Source organism: Sphingomonas sp. 77B (assembly GCF_056497825.1).
Map to the genome: position 1 here is coordinate 3,099,756 of NZ_JBWMBY010000001.1, position 16,748 is coordinate 3,116,503.

13 protein-coding genes are annotated in these 16,748 nt (G+C 64.8%); 4 read left to right on the forward strand and 9 right to left on the reverse strand.

Features of this window, described 5'->3' with window-relative positions; all coding sequences use genetic code 11:
* Window positions 1-16 precede the first annotated feature (16 nt).
* From hslO to parE, 5 genes are all read right to left on the reverse strand, one after another.
* Entirely contained in the window at window positions 17-931 is a 915-nt protein-coding gene (hslO, locus tag AC1GI4_RS14555) for an Hsp33 family molecular chaperone HslO (protein WP_294273334.1), read from the reverse strand.
* A gap of 118 nt (window positions 932-1,049) precedes the next feature.
* Window positions 1,050-1,973 carry an ornithine carbamoyltransferase gene (argF, locus tag AC1GI4_RS14560; protein WP_479629973.1) on the reverse strand — a complete coding sequence of 308 codons (924 nt, stop codon included), beginning with the start codon at window positions 1,971-1,973 and terminating at the stop codon, window positions 1,050-1,052.
* Window positions 1,974-2,023: 50 nt separating this feature from the next.
* Window positions 2,024-3,214, reverse strand: a complete 1,191-nt coding sequence (locus AC1GI4_RS14565; protein WP_294273328.1) for an aspartate aminotransferase family protein — start codon at window positions 3,212-3,214, stop codon at window positions 2,024-2,026.
* A gap of 145 nt (window positions 3,215-3,359) precedes the next feature.
* Window positions 3,360-4,532, reverse strand: a complete 1,173-nt coding sequence (locus AC1GI4_RS14570) for a hypothetical protein (RefSeq protein WP_294273325.1) — start codon at window positions 4,530-4,532, stop codon at window positions 3,360-3,362.
* Between the two features lie 126 nt (window positions 4,533-4,658).
* Complete coding sequence (parE, locus tag AC1GI4_RS14575) at window positions 4,659-6,638, reverse strand: DNA topoisomerase IV subunit B (RefSeq protein WP_479629975.1); 1,980 nt, start codon at window positions 6,636-6,638, stop codon at window positions 4,659-4,661.
* Between the two features lie 152 nt (window positions 6,639-6,790).
* On the opposite strand from parE, the gene AC1GI4_RS14580 reads away from it, so the two are divergent.
* Window positions 6,791-7,651, forward strand: coding sequence for an outer membrane protein (locus AC1GI4_RS14580; protein WP_479629976.1), 861 nt, complete (start codon window positions 6,791-6,793; stop codon window positions 7,649-7,651).
* 192 nt (window positions 7,652-7,843) lie between these two features.
* Here the strand turns inward: AC1GI4_RS14580 and AC1GI4_RS14585 are convergent, their stop codons facing one another.
* Window positions 7,844-8,500 (reverse strand): GcrA family cell cycle regulator, encoded by a 657-nt coding sequence (locus AC1GI4_RS14585; protein WP_479629977.1) that lies wholly within the window; start codon window positions 8,498-8,500, stop codon window positions 7,844-7,846.
* Window positions 8,501-8,587: 87 nt separating this feature from the next.
* Between AC1GI4_RS14585 and AC1GI4_RS14590 the strand changes: the two genes are divergently transcribed.
* The 3 genes from AC1GI4_RS14590 (at window position 8,588) to queE (ending at window position 10,974) form a co-directional block, all read left to right on the forward strand.
* Entirely contained in the window at window positions 8,588-9,439 is an 852-nt protein-coding gene (locus AC1GI4_RS14590; RefSeq protein WP_294273313.1) for an ABC transporter permease, read from the forward strand.
* Between the two features lie 202 nt (window positions 9,440-9,641).
* Window positions 9,642-10,337, forward strand: a complete 696-nt coding sequence (gene queC / locus AC1GI4_RS14595; protein ID WP_479629978.1) for a 7-cyano-7-deazaguanine synthase QueC — start codon at window positions 9,642-9,644, stop codon at window positions 10,335-10,337.
* A gap of 4 nt (window positions 10,338-10,341) precedes the next feature.
* Window positions 10,342-10,974 carry a 7-carboxy-7-deazaguanine synthase gene (gene queE, locus AC1GI4_RS14600; protein ID WP_294273307.1) on the forward strand — a complete coding sequence of 211 codons (633 nt, stop codon included), beginning with the start codon at window positions 10,342-10,344 and terminating at the stop codon, window positions 10,972-10,974.
* 131 nt (window positions 10,975-11,105) lie between these two features.
* Here queE and AC1GI4_RS14605 read toward each other — a convergent pair whose 3' ends face one another.
* The 3 genes from AC1GI4_RS14605 to AC1GI4_RS14615 all read right to left on the reverse strand — a co-directional run bounded on the left by AC1GI4_RS14605 (window position 11,106) and on the right by AC1GI4_RS14615 (window position 16,502).
* Window positions 11,106-11,903 carry a LytR/AlgR family response regulator transcription factor gene (locus AC1GI4_RS14605; protein ID WP_056431755.1) on the reverse strand — a complete coding sequence of 266 codons (798 nt, stop codon included), beginning with the start codon at window positions 11,901-11,903 and terminating at the stop codon, window positions 11,106-11,108.
* Entirely contained in the window at window positions 11,900-13,039 is a 1,140-nt protein-coding gene (locus AC1GI4_RS14610) for a sensor histidine kinase (RefSeq protein WP_172839688.1), read from the reverse strand. The genes AC1GI4_RS14605 and AC1GI4_RS14610 overlap by 4 nt, the downstream gene beginning before the upstream one ends.
* A gap of 118 nt (window positions 13,040-13,157) precedes the next feature.
* Window positions 13,158-16,502 carry a TonB-dependent receptor gene (locus AC1GI4_RS14615; protein WP_479629979.1) on the reverse strand — a complete coding sequence of 1,115 codons (3,345 nt, stop codon included), beginning with the start codon at window positions 16,500-16,502 and terminating at the stop codon, window positions 13,158-13,160.
* Window positions 16,503-16,748 lie beyond the last annotated feature (246 nt).

The window sequence follows — 16,748 nt, forward strand, 5'->3', positions numbered from 1 at the left end:
GGAGAGGATTTCAGGGTCAGGCCGCCGGTGCCGCGTCGAAGGGTACCGGAAACTTCTTCGCGCAGAAGGCGCAGTCGACCTGGATCAGGCCGTCCGCATCCGCCATCTCGCGGCGTTCCTCGACCGAGAACTTCGTGATGACGCTGGCGATATACTCCGCCGAACATCGGCAGCCGCGCACGATGGCGGGGCTCTCCGACACGCGGACATTCTGCTCTTCGTGAAACAGCCGCCATACCAGGGTCTCCAGCGGCAGCGCGGCGTCGGCCAGCTCCTCGACCTGCATCGTCTGGCCGAGCGCCTGGACATGCTCCCATTCGGGATGGTCGAGCTTGACGTGCAGCCGCTCGCGGCCTTCCTCGCCCTCGGGCAGGTGCTGGAGGAACAGGCCGCCCGCGATGGTGCGGCCGTCGGGACCCTTGCTGATCCCGACGCGCAACAGGCTGGGAATCTGCTCCGACTGGGTGAAATAGCTCTCCGCCGCCGCCGACAGCGTATCGCCATCGATCGGCACAATGCCCTGATAGCGCTCGTCGGTCACCGCCAGGTCGAAGGTGATCGCCAGATAGCCCTGTCCGAACAGCGCAAACAGCGTGGGGTCGGCGGGCAGTTCGGCCAGTCGGTCCTCGTCATACTGAATATAGCCGCGCAGCTCGCCGCCGCGATAATCGCACACCAGCAGGCGGATCACGCCGCTGTCGCTGCGTGTCTGGATGGTCAGCTGGCCGCCGGTATCCTTCAGCGTCGCGCCCATCAGCGCGGTCAGGGTCAGCGCTTCGGCCAGCAGCCGCTCGATCACCGGGGGATAGGCGTGCGCCGCCAGGATTTCGTCCAGCACCGGGCCCAGCCGCACCAGGCGTCCGCGGGCGTGCTGCTCGGGGATGGTGAACGCGATCGCGCGGTCGAGGTCGGGCAGGGTGATGTCGGTCATGCTCGTGCCTTTACGCACCGGAGGATGTCCGGGCGATATGGTGCCGGTGCGGCGGGGGAAAGAGAAAAGGCCGACGAACCCGCCGGCCTTTCCATAGATAGTATGGGTCTCGCGCCGATCAACCGATCTGACCGAAGCACCACCGCAGCACGGACTTTTGCGCGTGCAGGCGGTTCTCCGCCTCCGGCCAGATCAGCGACTGCGGGCCGTCGATCACGTCGGAGGTCACTTCCTCGTCACGGTGCGCGGGCAGGCAGTGGAGGAACTTTGCATCCGGCTTGGCCAGCGCCATCAGCTCGGCATTGACCTGGAACGGCATCATCGCGGCCAGCTTTTCCTCGGCATGGGCCTGGCCCATCGAGATCCAGGTGTCGGTGACGACGATGTCCGCCCCCTCGACCGCAGCACGCGGATCGGTGGTGCAGGTGGCGCGGCCCTGGCCCAGCGCCAGCGTGCCCGGTTCCGGGTGATAGCCATCGGGGCAGGCGGCGACCACGTCGAAGCCAAGCAGCCCACCCGCCTCGACGATCGAGTGTAGCACGTTGTTGCCGTCGCCCAGCCAGGCGACCTTCATGCCCGAAAGCGTCTTGCCCGCCTCGATCACGGTCAGCAGGTCGGCCATGATCTGGCACGGATGCGACAGGTCGGTCAGGCCGTTGATGACCGGCACGCTGGCATAATGCGCCATTTCCTCGACCTTGGCATGGTCGTCGGTGCGGATCATGATCGCATCGGTATAGCCCGACAGGATGCGCGCGGTGTCGGCGATCGTCTCGCCGCGACCCAGCTGCATTGTGCCCGCATCGAGCACGATCGAGGTGCCGCCGAGCTGGCGGATCGCCATGTCGAAGCTGACGCGGGTACGGGTGGAGTTCTTCTCGAACACCATGGCGAGCACATGGCCCGCCAGCGGAGCGTCGGCATCGACGCGGCCCTTGGTGAAACCGGCGCGGGCGGCCTTGCGGGCCTGCGCGTCGTTCAGAATGGCGGTCACACCCTCGGGACCGGCGTCGGCGAGGTTCAGGAAGTGGCGGATCGTCATGGGTCGGTTCTCCGTCCCCCGGCGGTTTCCCGCCGCCGGGGTGGCAGGAATTAGTCGTCGGCGGCGGGGACGTAGACGCGCGCGGCGTCCGACAGCTTCGTCGCGAACTCGGTGATGTGGCTCTCGTCGATGGTCAGGGGCGGCAGGATACGGATAACGTTCTCGCCCGCCGCGACCAGCAGCAGTCCATGGTTGTCGCGGCAATGCGCCACGAAACGGCGGCTGTCGCTCTTCATCTTCAGACCCTGCATCAGGCCGTGACCGCGCACTTCCTCGAACAGATGGTCGAAGTTCGGGATCATCTGCTCCAGCGTCGAGCGCAGGCGCTTACCCATCGCCTCGACATGCTCAAGGAAACCGTCTTCCTGCATCACGTCGAGCACCGCTTCCCCGGCCGCCATGGCGAGCGGGTTGCCGCCATAGGTCGAGCCGTGCGTGCCGGCCACCATGCCCTTGGCCGCTTCCTCGGTCGCCAGGCACGCGCCCAGCGGGAAGCCGCCGCCGATGCCCTTGGCCGACGCCATGATGTCGGGCTTCACGCCGTACAGCTCATGCGCGAAGAACTTGCCGGTGCGGCCGTAACCGCACTGCACCTCGTCCAGCACCAAGAGCAGGCCATGCTCGTCGCACGCCTTGCGCAGCCCCTGCAGGAATTCCATGCTCGCGGGGCGCAGGCCACCTTCGCCCTGGATCGGCTCGACCAGGAAACCGGCCGTGTTCTCGTCGATCAGCGCCAGCGCGGCTTCCAGATCGTCGAACGGCGCATAGGCGAAGCCGGGCAGCAGCGGCTCGAACCCGTCGCGCATCTTGGGCTGGTTGGTTGCCGAGATCGCGCCCAGCGTCCGGCCATGGAAGGCGTTGTTGAACGTGATGAGCGTATGGCGCTGCGGATTGCCATTGGCGAAGTGATAGCGGCGCGCGGTCTTGATCGCGCACTCGACGGCCTCTGCACCCGAATTGGTGAAGAACACCGTGTCGGCGAAGGTCGAATCGACCAGCCGCTGCGCGAAATGCTCACCCTGCGGACTGCCATACAGGTTCGACACATGCATCAGCGTCGCGGCCTGGTTGGCGATCGCCTCGACCAGTTTCGGATGGCCATGGCCCAGCGCGTTCACCGCGATCCCGGCGGCGAAGTCCAGATACTGCTCGCCGTCCTCGCCGTACAGATAGACGCCCTCGCCTCGAACCGGACGCACCCCGCACCGTGGGTAAACGGGCATCAGGGCGGTGATGGTCACGGGAACGTCTCCTTCAAACAGCAAAGGGCGACATCAAGGGCCGCCCTTTGCAATCATACGGGCTATTGCGCGTACGCGTCAACTTGGGGGCCGCCCGTGTCGGTGCGGCCCGGCCCCATGGCTTGGCCGGAGCCGGGGTGGATCGTCAGCGCTTGGTCGTCACCGGATCGACCGCGGCGGTCAGATCCAACCGGCTGATCTGGCGATCCGCCGTGCGCGACGCGATGCGCGAGCCATTCTGCGTTTGTTGCCGCGAGATGAAGGTATAGCGCTCCAGGCGCAGCGTACCGTCGGGATGAGCGGGCTTCTGCAGTCTGGTATAGCGGCGCTCGCCCATCGCCTTGGTGATGGTATCGACCCAGGCGGGACGCGTTGCGGCCGTGACGTTTACCGGCTCGACATCGGCGACATGCCCGTCGGGCATTACGCGAAAGCTGATATCGACAAAGGCCGGGCCATCGTCCGTCACGGCCGCCCCTTGCGGCAGGTCGCGCGGATAGATGTTGGGCATATAGACGAGCGACTGATGATCGCCATCGCTTTCTAGTTCGGCGACAACCTTGTCGATCATTGCGGGACGATCCTTTTCGGGCACCAACTGGATGGGGATGGTGCGCGCGACGTTGCGATAGGGGCGCATTCCCGGCTCGGTTCGGCGCAGGATCGTGTCGATCGATTCCTGCGCGCGCTGCCGCCATGGCGGATTGTCCGCTGCGATAGCGTTGGTCAGGATGGCGGTGCGGACCAATGCCATGCCCAGCACATCGGTCATCCCTGCCTTTTCCGCCCCGTGTGCCACCCATGAATAATGCTGCAGTGCGCCGTAAGCCCGTCCTTCACGCGCCAGGGCGTCGCCAACCTCCAGCCGCTGTTCCCAAATGCTGGGCGCATTCCTGGGCAGACCGGCGCGCAGGGCATAGACCGCATCGGCGAAGCTGGAGACGGGGCTGGTTTCCAGGCCGTTCAGCCGGGTGACACGCCCGACCGCACGGTGAAGCCCGGCAACCTCGACCGGCAGTTCGGCGGCATAGCGGGCGTTGCGCGACCGCGATTCGGTCAGGGTCCGGTGGCTGCCCGGATAATCACCGGCAATGAACTGGAGTTCGGCATAGGTCAGCGAGCGCTGGATATCTTCCTTGGGCGGGCAATGATCGCGTAGGCATTGTTCGAGATCAGCCTTGGTAGCCTTCAGACTGCTGCCGGTGACGGTGATGGTCGATCCATCCTCGGTCGGCAGGGTGGCGATAGGCGTTTCGACCGGCGGGGCCGGGGGCGATAGCGGCGCCTGCGCTTGAAGCAACAAGGGGAGCAAGATCATAAGTCAAGCCTTTCCTGTCCGGGTCCAGAACGAATCTGGCCCTGCCTAGATGCCGGATGGGATCGGCATAGTGTTCATGTTACCGTAATCTTTACAAGTAAGCTAATGTTTCCCGAGACTATAGGTTCAGGCGTCGATCACCTCTTCGTCCAGTCGCGCCGCATTTTCCTGAATGAAGGCGAAGCGATGGGCCGGGTTGTTGCCCATCAGCCGGTCGACCAAATCCTTCACGCCTGCGCGTTCCTCATATTCCTGGGGCAGGGTGATGCGGATCAGGCTGCGGGTCGCGGGGTCCATCGTCGTTTCGCGCAACTGGCCAGGGTTCATCTCGCCCAGGCCCTTGAAGCGGGCGACGTCGACCTTCTTGCCCTTGAACGCGGTGCGCTCCAGCTCGGCGCGGTGGGCGTCGTCGCGGGCGTAGAGCGACTTGGCGCCGACGGTCAGGCGATAGAGCGGCGGCTGCGCCAGATACAGATGCCCGCGCCGGACCAGATCGGGCATTTCCTGGAAGAAGAAGGTCATCAGCAGCGTGGCGATATGCGCGCCGTCCACGTCTGCGTCGGTCATGATGACGATCTTTTCGTAGCGCAGCTGGGTCGGGTCGCAATCCTTGCGTGTGCCGCAGCCCATGGCCAGCGTCAGGTCGGCGATCTCCTGATTCTGCAGGATTTTGGTCGAGGTGGCGCTGGCGACGTTCAGGATCTTGCCGCGGATCGGCAGGATCGCCTGCGTCTTGCGATCGCGCGCCTGCTTGGCCGAGCCGCCTGCCGAGTCGCCCTCGACGATGAACAGTTCGGTCCCCTCGGGGCTGTCGGCCGAACAGTCGGTCAGCTTGCCGGGCAGGCGCAGCTTGCGTGCCGACGTGGCGGTCTTGCGCTTGACCTCACGCTCGGCCTTGCGGCGCAGGCGCTCGTCCATCCGGTCGAGCACATAGCCGAGCAGCGCCTTGCCGCGATCCATGTTCGCCGAGAGATAATGGTCGAAATGGTCGCGCACCGCCTTTTCGACCAGCCCGGCGGCTTCCGGGCTGGTGAGGCGATCCTTGGTCTGGCTCTGGAATTGCGGTTCGCGGATGAAGACCGAGAGCATCAGTTCGGAGCCGACCATCACGTCGTCGGCGGTGATGTCCTTGGCCTTTTTCTGGTTCACCAGTTCGCCGAACGCGCGAAGCCCCCGGACCAGCGCCTGGCGCAGGCCCTGTTCGTGCGTGCCGCCATCGGGGGTCGGGATGGTGTTGCAATACCAGCTATAGCTGCCGTCGCTCCACAGCGGCCAGGCGACCGCCCATTCGACACGGCCCTGTTCGCCCGGAAAGTCCTGATTACCGGAGAAGAAATCGGCGGTGGCGCATTCGCGGCCGCCGATCTGCTCCTTCAGATGATCGGCCAGGCCGCCGGGGAACTGGAAGACCGCCTCGGCAGGCGTGTCGTCGGTGATGAGTTCGGGCGCGCAGTGCCAGCGGATTTCGACACCCGCAAACAGATAGGCCTTGGAGCGGACCAGCTTGTGCAGCCGCGCGGGCTTGAAGTGCAGTTCGGGGCCGAAAATCTCGGTGTCCGGCGTGAAGGCGACGCTGGTGCCGCGCCGGTTGGGGGCGGCACCCACCGTCTCCAGCGGGCCCAGCGTCGCACCTTTGGCAAAGCGTTGGCGATAGAGGATACGCTCGCGGGCCACCTCGACCACCGTGTCCGACGATAGCGCGTTGACCACGGAGATGCCGACGCCGTGCAGACCGCCCGAGGTCGCATAGGCCTTGCCGGTGAACTTGCCACCCGAGTGGAGCGTCGACAGGATGACCTCCAGCGCCGACTTGTCGGGGAATTTCGGGTGTGGATCGACCGGGATGCCGCGTCCATTGTCGACGATGGTCAGGCGATTGCCCGGCTCCAGCTTCACCTCGATCCGGGTGGCATGGCCCGCCACCGCTTCGTCCATGGCATTGTCGAGGACTTCGGCGGCCAGGTGGTGCAGCGCGCGCTCGTCGGTGCCGCCGATATACATGCCCGGACGGCGCCGCACCGGCTCCAGCCCCTCCAGCACCTCGATCGAAGAGGCGTCATAGGCGGGCTGGGGGCGGGCGCCGCCCGCGAACAGATCATTGGACATAACGGGAACTATAGGCCTTGTGGCGCGCTTGCGCCAGCTTCGTGGCGCGTTGCGCAAATGCAACAAAACTTTGCTAAAAATCTAACCTGGGATATTTCCACGGGCCCGGGCCGTTTCCCCGTGACCTTTATGCCAAGGGTACGGGAGTGATAATGATGAAATTCTGGATGGCGGGGGCTTTGGCCTCGACGCTGATCGCCGCGCCGGCCATGGCGCAGGACGGTTCCTATGCGGCACAGGACGACGCGCCCTTCTCCGGCGTCTATGTCGGTGGCAGCTTCGGCTACGACGTCCAGCCCAACGACGTCGGCTCGCGCTTCCTGTTCGATCGCAATCTGGACGGGCGGTTCGGCGATACGGTGACGACGTCGGCTGGCGCCAACGCCTTCTCGCCGGGCTTCTGCAACGGTCGTGCGCGCAGTGTCCTGTCGCCGCAGAATGCCGCGACCGGCTGTGACAACGACAAGGACGGTATCGCCTATTATGGCCGCGTCGGCGTCGATCATCAGGTCGGCAATATCGTGTACGGCGCGGTGGGCGAGTTCGGTAAGTCGGAGATCACCGACAGCGTCTCGGCCTTCTCGACGACCCCGGCCTGGTACACCATGACGCGGAGCATCGACTGGGAAGCCTCGGTGCGCGGTCGCGCGGGCTATGCGGCGAACAACACGCTGTTCTACGGCACGTTCGGCGGCGGTTATGCCCGGATCAACCGTGAGTTCGCGACCTCGAACGGGGCGAACGCCTTCGCCATCGGCGGCAAGCGCAACCAGTTCGGCTTCCTCGGTGGCGGCGGTATCGAGCAGAAGATCGGGCGCAACTTCTCGATCGGCATGGAATATATGTACCACCAGTATCGCGACGACGACACGCGCGTGCGAGTGACGCAGGGCTCGGCGCCCGCGACCAACCCGTTTGTGCTGGCGCCCAATACGGCGGGCACGGACATCCGGCGTTCGGACGACAAGTTCCGCTGGCATTCGCTGCGCGCGACGGCGGCGTTCCGCTTCTGATGACAGGGTGCGTCCCGTCGCTTTTGGTGAGCGGCGGGACGTGCACTTCGACTTCGCTCAGTGCGAACCGAGTTGGTGGCTAGAGACCCTACCTCCGTTCAGCCTGCGCGAAGTCGAAGGCCACGGAACTACCGCAGTCACGAAAAAGCCCGCCGGTCACAAAACCGGCGGGCTTTTTTCATCGACCCCGAATCAGCGGACGCGCGGGCCGCCAAAGGGCAGGGGAGGCGGCGGACGGCGGTCGCGCCGGGGCAGCTGCGCCTGATAGGCGTGGCCGCAATGCGCGACGCAATAGGGGAAGCCCGGGTTCACCTTGTCGCCGCAGAAGTGGAAGTCCGGCTCGCCCGGATGGCCGATCGGCCATTTGCAGATGCGGTCGTTCAGGTCGAGCAGCGAGGTCTTGCCCGCCATTTCGGGGCTCGGCTTGGCGGGGACCAGGCGGCGCGGCGGCGCGGGCGAGGGCGGGGGCTGTTGTTCGCCGGGCGACTGGCGGACGAAGCCGCCGGGGCCGACCGAGCGCAGGATCGGCTGCGGCTCGCGCACCTTGGCGGGCTCGGCTTCGATCTCGGCGTCCGGTTCATCCTCGGCCACGAAAGGCGCGGGCTCTGGCTCGGGTTCCGGCGCGGGCGACGGCGGCGGAGCGGCCGCGACCACCGGCTCGGGCGCGGGGGCTGTAGCAGGCTCGTTGGCCTTCACCGGCGAAGGACGCGCCTGCAGGCCCAGGCGGTGCGCCTTGCCGATCACCGCGTTGCGGCTGACCCCGCCCAATGCTTCGGCGATCTGGCTGGCGGTCTGTCCCGCTTCCCACATCGTCCTGAGCGTATCGATCCGCTCATCGGTCCACGACATTCGAAACCTTTCCTTACTTCATCAACGCACCGGCCGATCATCGTACCGGGTTGCGGGCGGCCACGGCAACGGTTACGCGCTATGGCGATGAGCAGCCAGCCCCCTATCGGCGAAATTCCCTCGGCGGTGCGTGCCGCCCCCGGTGAGCCCGTAATCCGGAACATCAACTGGGGCGGCCTCAAGACCCTCTATATCAAGGAGGTGCGCCGTTTCTTCAAGGTGCAGCTCCAGACGATCTGGGCGCCGTCGGTCACGACGCTGCTTTATCTCATCATTTTCACCACCGCGCTCGGTGGTCGCCATGCCGTGCCAGTGGCGGGGATGCAGGTGCCGTTCGCCGATTTCATCGCGCCGGGCCTGATCGTGATGGGCATGATGAACAATGCCTTCGCCAATGCCAGCTTCTCGCTGCTGGTCGGCAAGATCCAGGGCACGATCGTCGATTACCTGATGCCGCCGCTGTCCACCGCCGAGCTTTTGGCCGCGCTGGTCGGCGGCGCGGTGACGCGCGCGGTGCTGGTCGGGGTGACGGTGTGGGCCGCCATGGCGATCTGGCCCGGGGTGCATGTGACGCCGCACGCCTTTTTCGCAGTGTTGTGGTTCGGTCTGTTGGGTTCGATCTTCCTGGCGCTGTTGGGGGTGCTGACCTCGATCTGGGCGGAAAAGTTCGACCATGCGGCGGCCGTCACCAATTTCGTGGTCGTGCCGCTGTCGCTGCTGTCGGGCACCTTCTATTCGGTCGATGGTCTGGCACCGGCGTTCCGTGCGATCAGCCATGCCAACCCGTTCTTCTATGTCATTTCGGGCTTCCGCTACGGTTTTCTGGGCCTTGCCGACTCGCCGGTGACGCTGGGCGGCTTCGTCGTGCTGGGCATCGACGTCGTGATGGCGGTCCTCTGCTATGCCCTGCTGCGCAAGGGTTGGAAGCTGAAAAACTGAAACGGTTCGGCTTTTACCGTTCCTTAACCATCCTGCCGCTAACGTAGGGTTCTGCTTTAGCAGCAGATTTCTCCCTCGACCGGGTCATCAGCATGCCCGGCCAGGTCCTTGGCGGGACTGATTTTTCGGTCCCGCCGTTTCTTCCCCCCGATAAAGCCCGGCATTGCAACCGCGCGCCAATGGGCGTAGCGGTCGCCCCATCATGACATCTTCTGCTCCCATGGCGGTCGTGCTCGTTTCGGGCGGGCTGGACTCGATGATTTCCGCTGCTTCGGCCAAGGCCGCCGGATACCGCGTGCTCGCGCTTTCGGTCGATTATAACCAGCGCCACAAGGTCGAACTCGCCGCCGCGGCGCGAGTCGCCGAGGCGCTTGGCGCCGAGCGCCACATCGTCCTGCCGCTCGACCTGTCGGCCTTTGGCGGCTCGGCACTGACCGCAGACATCGACGTGCCCAAGGACGGCGTGCAGCCGGGCATCCCGGTTACCTATGTCCCGGCGCGTAACACGATCTTCCTTAGCCTCGCGCTGGGTTGGGCCGAGGCGGCGGGCGCGCGCGACCTGTTCATCGGCGTGAACGCGCTGGACTATTCGGGCTATCCCGATTGCCGTCCCGAGTTCATCGCCGCCTTCGAGGGGCTGGCCGAGATCGCGACCAAGGCGGGCGTCGAAGGCCAGCCGTTCAAGATTCACGCGCCGCTCCAGCACATGACCAAGGCCGACATCGTGCGCGAAGGCACGCGGCTGGGCGTCGACATGGGGCTGAGTTGGTCCTGCTACGACCCGACGCCCGAGGGGCTGCATTGCGGCGAATGCGACAGCTGCCGCCTGCGGTCCAAGGGCTTTGAGGAAGCGGGCATTCCCGATCCCACCGCCTATGCGGTCAAGCCGCAGGGCTGAGGCCATGAGCTATGCCGTCAAGGAGATGTTCCTGACGCTCCAGGGCGAGGGCGTGCAGGCCGGGCGACGCGCGGTGTTCGTGCGCTTTGCAGGTTGCAACCTGTGGTCGGGGCGCGAGCAGGACCGGGCCAGCGCGATCTGCCGCTTCTGCGACACCGATTTCGTCGGGGTCGATGGTTTGGGCGGCGGGCGTTTTGCGGATGCGGCGGCGCTGGTCGCGGCGGTCGAGGGCTTTTGGGGCGAGTCGCGGGGCGAGCGCTTCGTCGTCCTCACCGGGGGCGAGCCGATGCTTCAAGTCGACGATGCGTTGGTCGATGCGCTCCATGCGGCGGGCTTCTTCATCGCGATCGAGAGCAACGGCACGATCGCCGCGCATCCGGGCATCGACTGGGTGTGCATCAGCCCAAAGGCGGGGTCTGAGGTCGTCCAGCGTTCGGGGCAGGAATTGAAGCTGGTCTGGCCTCAGGCGGGGATCGATCCGGTAGAGGTCGAGGGCTGGGACTTCGCGAACCACCTGCTCCAGCCGCTCGACGATCCGCGTGCGGAGGAGAATCGCGAGGCGTGTATCGCGATGGTGATGGAACGGCCGCGCTGGCGGCTGACGCTCCAGACGCACAAGATGCTGGGATTGCGATAATTCTCATTCCTCCCCTGTAAGGGGAGGTGGCAGGGCGCAAGCCCTGACGGAGGGGTGTCCCGCTCTCGATAGGGTGACACCCCTCCACCAGCTTCGCTGGTCCCCCTCCCCTTGAAGGGGAGAAATTTTTCTCAATGAACGAACCGCGCCACCACGTCGCGATAGCTGCGCGACACCTTCACCTGTGCGCCCGATTCGAGCAGTAGGAAACACTCGCCATTGGTATGCGGCTTGACCTGCTTGACCAGGTCCAGGTTGACGATCGTCGAGCGGTGCACCCGCTGGAAACGGCGCGGATCGAGCCGCTTTTCCAGGTCCTTCATCGTCTCGCGCAGCACCAGCGAATTGTCGCCGGTGTTGATGACCATATAGTCGCCCGCCGCCTCGATCATCTCGATCGTGTCGACATCGACGCGGAAAATCTGGCCGCGATCCTTGATGTTGATGAGCTTCTCGAACCGGCTCGACGCCACTTCGCCGCCCTCGCTCAGGTCGGTCACCGCGTCGGGGGCATGTTCGGCGAGCACTTCCTTCAACTTCTCGACCTCGCCCGCGCCGCGCTTCTCGTTCAGCCGCTGGCGCACGCGGTCGAGCGTGTCGGCCAGGCGCGCTTCCTCGACCGGCTTCATCAGATAGTCGACCGCCTGCGCCTCGAACGCGCGCAGGGCGTGGTCGGAATAGGCGGTGACGAAGACGAACAGCGGCGGCTCGACCTCCATCAGCCCCTGGACCACCGAAAAGCCGTCGAAGCCGGGCATCTGGATGTCGAGGAAAACGAGGTCGGGCTTGTGAGTCTTGATCGCGCGGATCGCCTCGCGCCCGTTCGAGCAGCGCTCGATGATCTCGACGTCGTCGTGCGCCTGGAGCCGAAGCTCCATGCCCTGGATCGCCAGGGGCTCGTCGTCGACGAGGATGGTACGGATGGTCATGCGGCCTCTCTGTTCACATTCTCAAGCTGGAAGGGGATCTCGATCTCGACCGAGAATCCGCCAGCCGGCGCGGAGCGGGATTCGAAGCGGTGGTCCGGGCCATAAGCCTGGGCCAGCCGTTCGCGGATATTGGACAGTCCAACGCCGGTCGAAACGCTTGAGGAATGGCGGATTTCGTGCAAGCCGGGGCCGGTGTCGGATACGGCGATCCGCACCCGTTGCCCGACCAGTCGCACATCGACGCGGATTTCCGCGCCTTCCTCCTGCGGCGTGACGGCGTATTTGATGGCGTTCTCGACCAGCGGTTGCAGCAGCAGCGAGGGCAGGCGCGCGCGTTCGGCCCGCGGGTCGATCTCGAAACTGGGACGCAAGCGGTCTTCGAAGCGCATCTTTTCGATTTCGAGATAGAGTTTCAGCGTTTCAACCTCTTGCGCCACGGTCACATGCGCCGTGGGCTCGTTCGCCAGCGTGTAGCGGAGGAAGGCTGACAGCCGGCTTAACATCGCATTGGCCCGCTCGGTCTGTTTCAGCAGGACGAGCGTCGAGATCGAGTTCAGCGTGTTGAACAGGAAATGCGGGTTGAGCTGATAGCGCAGCATGGCCAGCTGCGCAGTCGAGGCCTGAAGCTCCAATGCGCGCATCTCGTCGATCTGGCTCTCGACGATCAGATAATAGTTGATCGCGAAATACAGCGCCGACCAGCCCGCCAGCACCACGAAGGTGATGAACAGGTTGCCGATCAGTAGCGTGACGGTGACGCCCGGCTGGGTGGTGGTGATGAACGAAAAGGAAAAGGCGTTGAGCGCGGCGTACAGAAACGTCGCCGCCGCCAGCGTCGCCAGCGTCAGGAACACCCCCATGATGCGCGGGATGCGCCGGTAATAGCCGTACAGCGTCGAGAGCAGCAGGGTGATGCAATAGCCCAGGATCGCCTCGATGATGACCGGGATGATCTTCTCCAGCGAAAAGCCGTTGGAGATGCCGACCACCGATCGCAGCACCAGATAGCCCGACCACCCGGCCGCCTGCAGCGTCCAGAAGGCACGCGCCTTGTTCTCGAAAAACGGCCGTACCGACAGGGGATCGGAGGCGGGGGGCGAAGCGGGGGACGTCGCGGCGGGCGAATGACTGGCCATGGCCGGGCGACATCTACACGGCCCGGCGGGGAAGGGCAAAGATTGGGGCGGGGCAAAAAGAAGGGCCGCCCTTCCCGAAGGAAGGACGGCCCGATTGCCTGTCGCCGGACGCCTTGGCTTAGAAGCTGAAGCGTGCGCCGATGCGGATCTGGTAGAGCGACTGGTTGAAGCTCACCGCTTGCGTGTTCGGGTTGGTGAACGAGGTGTAGCGATACTGGGCGCAAGGCTGCGCCGTCGTGGTCGCCACCGTGCCACCGTTGTTCGCGTTGCCCGGGGTCGTCAGGCACTGCACCGTGATCGGCGCCGCACCATAGGGGAAGCTGAGCTGGCGCAGGCCACCCCAATCCTTGTTGATGAGGTTGGGCAGGTTGTTGATGTCGGCGAACACCGCGATGCGCGACCGGCCGATGAACGTCGGGATTTCCTGCTCGAGATGCAGGTCGATCCGGGTGAAGGCGCGATTGCGGCCCGTGTTCTTCGGCACGATCATGCCGCGATAGCGCGCCAGATCGGGGTTGGCGTTGATATAGGCGTCAAGCGCCTGTGCCGCTTGTGCCGCGGTCTGGGCCGTCTGAACGCCGTTCACCAGCGTCGTGCCATCACCATAGCTGACGCGCGTATCGTTCAGACCGGTCGGGACATACAGCAGGTTGGTCGGCGCATTGCCCGACAGGACCGTGCCGAACACCGGCGAACGCACGTTGTTCGAGTTGTCGAACATCGTATAGCTGTAGGCGCGGCCCGCGCGGGTTTCGCCGAACAGCTGGATACGGGTCTTATAGTCGCCGAAGAAGGCGTGATCGTAGCCGACGCTGTACTTGAACTGCCACTTAATCTGATCCGCCGAGATGCCATAGGCCGGGTTGTTCGGATCAGCGCCATAGAACTGGTTGCGGTAGTTCGAGTTGATCGTCGACGAGGTGGCGTTGCCGACATCCTTCACCCACTGACGGGTAAAGCTGCCGCCGAATTGAAGGCCCCAGTCGAATTCCTTGTCGAACCGCGCGACGATGACGTGACTATAGCCCTGCGAGCTGTTGGTCGACAGAATGTCATAGTTCGGATCCGCAAAGATAGTCGCGCTGCCGTAACGGGTACGGCCATCCGGCATCACGCCGACGGGGACCGAGCGAAGATCGGTGAAGATCACGCCGTCGACATTCTTGGTGTACAGATAGTCCGCACCAAAATTGATCCCGAACAGGCGATAGTCCGCCGACAGCGTGGCCTTGAGCGAACGCGGCAGGTGGAAGTTCTGGGCCAGTGCGCCGGTGTTGGTGCGCGACAGGTTCGTCGGATTGGTAGTGTTCGCGGCATACTGGGCAACGGCGGCCGGAACGTTGCCGGTCACGTTGTTGAGGGCCGCCTGGCAGATCGCATCGGGAATGCCGCCAGCGCAGGTGTTGAGGCCCTGGCCAGCCCGCGTGATCGTGATCGCGCTGGTCGTGAGGGTGTTCGAGAAGCTGTTCGACATGAAGATGTCGGGCAGGCCGCCACCGAAGATACCCGCACCGCCGCGAACCTTCAGGCCGCCGCCGAGGATGTCTGTCGGCTTCCAGTCGAAGCTGATACGCGGCTCGAACTGATCGAGGCCGTTATAGGTGTTGGTGTTGGGAAAGCCGTAACGCTGGTTGAAGAACTGGTTGTACACCGGCCGCTCGCCCATCGCGTAGAGCGTGTAGCGGGCGCCATAGGTCAACGACAGGGCGTCCGTGACCTGCCACTCGTCCTGCAGGCCGAGTGAAATGGTGGTGTAGCGGAAATCGGCTGCCGGACTGACGCCCGCGATCGGCGCGGCGAATTGCAGCTGGTTGGCGTTACCCGCACGGAAATCGGCCAGCGAGTCGAAGTAATAGGAGCCGAGGCTGTTCTGCACGAAGTTGTTGAAGGTGCGGTTCTGCGTGACGTCGATCAGCGCCTGCACCTGATGCGTGCCTGCCGTGTAGCGGCCGACGAGCTGACCGCCCCAGGTGTCGGTGAACAGCTGGTTGGTCTGACGGCTGTTATCGGGGCCAAAGGTGATACGCGGAACGGCGTTGCTGCAGCCCGTCAGCGCGCCGGTCGAGGTGGCGTCATCACACACCGAGAGCTGGCCGATGCTGCGGCCCTGGAGCGGCTCCTGACCACGGCGGTACCACTTGTAGAGTGCACGCGCTTCGGTCGAGAAATTGTCGGTCCAGTCGGAGTTCAGCTGGACGATGCCTGCGCGCAGCAATTCGGTCAGCGCATAGGCGTTCGAGCTGAGGCCATAGGTCGGCGCGTTGGCCGCCAGCGACGTATTGTTCTGGCTGACCAGCGAGTCGAACGAATTGATGTAGGACAGTGACAGGCGCTGGCCGGTCGCGACGTTCCAGTCGATACGGCCGACGATCTTTTCGTCCTTGCGCGGGTTGAGGCCCAGGATGCCGCCAGCCGCCGTGCCCAGGTTCTTCGTGTTGGCGATGTTCAGGACGTCATTGACGGCCTGCGTCACCGCGCCGGGGTTGGCGTAGGACTGGATGACGGTGCCGAACGGACGCGGATCGGTGTTGCGCTCGCCCGAGACCATGAAGAACAGCTTGTCGGGAATGATCGGCCCGCGCAGCGTGGCGCCGTACGTTTCCGACTTGAACTTGGCGGTGTTCAGGCGGTTGCTGCCGATCTGGTCGCCGGTCAGGCCGTCGGTATTCTGCGAATAGAAGCCGGTGCCGTGGAGCTGGTTGGTGCCCGACAGCAGAACGGTGTCGATTGCGCCGCCCTGGAAGCCCGACTGGCGGAAATCATAGGGTGCGATCGAGACCGATACCTGCGAGATCGCGTCGAAGGGGACCGGGCCACGGTTGGTCGGGCTGGCGTCCTGGTTCAGGCCGAAGCTGTCGCCGACGGTCACGCCGTTGATGGTGAAGCGGTTGAAGCGCGGGTTCACGCCCGCGAAGCTGACCGCGCCACCGCGATCGCCCTGGTTGCCGAGATCGATCGTGGCGAACGGATCGCGGCGTTCGATGTCACGGATGTCGCGGTTGACCGATGCGACCTTGGCGATGTCCGCCTGGGTCAGGACGGTCTGCGGACCATCGGAGGTGACGCCTGCGCCGCGAATGGCCGAAGCGGTGACGACGATGTCTGCGCCCGCGCCCGTGCCCGCATCAGCGGCGGCTGGGGTCAGGTCGATCGGCAGCGTATAGGCTTGCTGGACGACGGTGAAGACGTCGGTGACCGTCTTGTTGCCCTGGGGGCTCGTGACTTCGACCGTGTAGGGGCCGCCAGCCTGCAGGCCGGTTTGCGTGAAGGTGCCGTCCGTGCCCGACTGGGTGGATGTGCGCGTGTTGGTCGGCACGTTGATGATCGTGATCTGAGCGCCCGGAACGGGCACACCGCCTGCGGTCACGGTGCCGCGAATCGTCGCGGTCGTTTCCTGTGCGGCAGCCGCCGCCGGAATGGCGAGCGCGATGACGGCCGCGCCCAGGAAAAGCGAATTACGCATAAGTTATAGGTCCCCTTTTCGCGCGCGAAGCGGCGCGGTCCGACCGCTTATGCGGCTCGGTTGAGCGTGCCCCTGCGCTACGAACATTGCCGTTATGTTACAAAGACCGGGGCGGGGACAGGGGGGGATTCACTCCGTTGCCAGGCGTTGCAGTTTGGCAACGGTATTGTGAGCGGTAACCGCGCTATCCTGTTCAATAGGCAGCGGAATCCTCAATCCGCCTTGGCCGGTAGCCTTTTCGGCAAG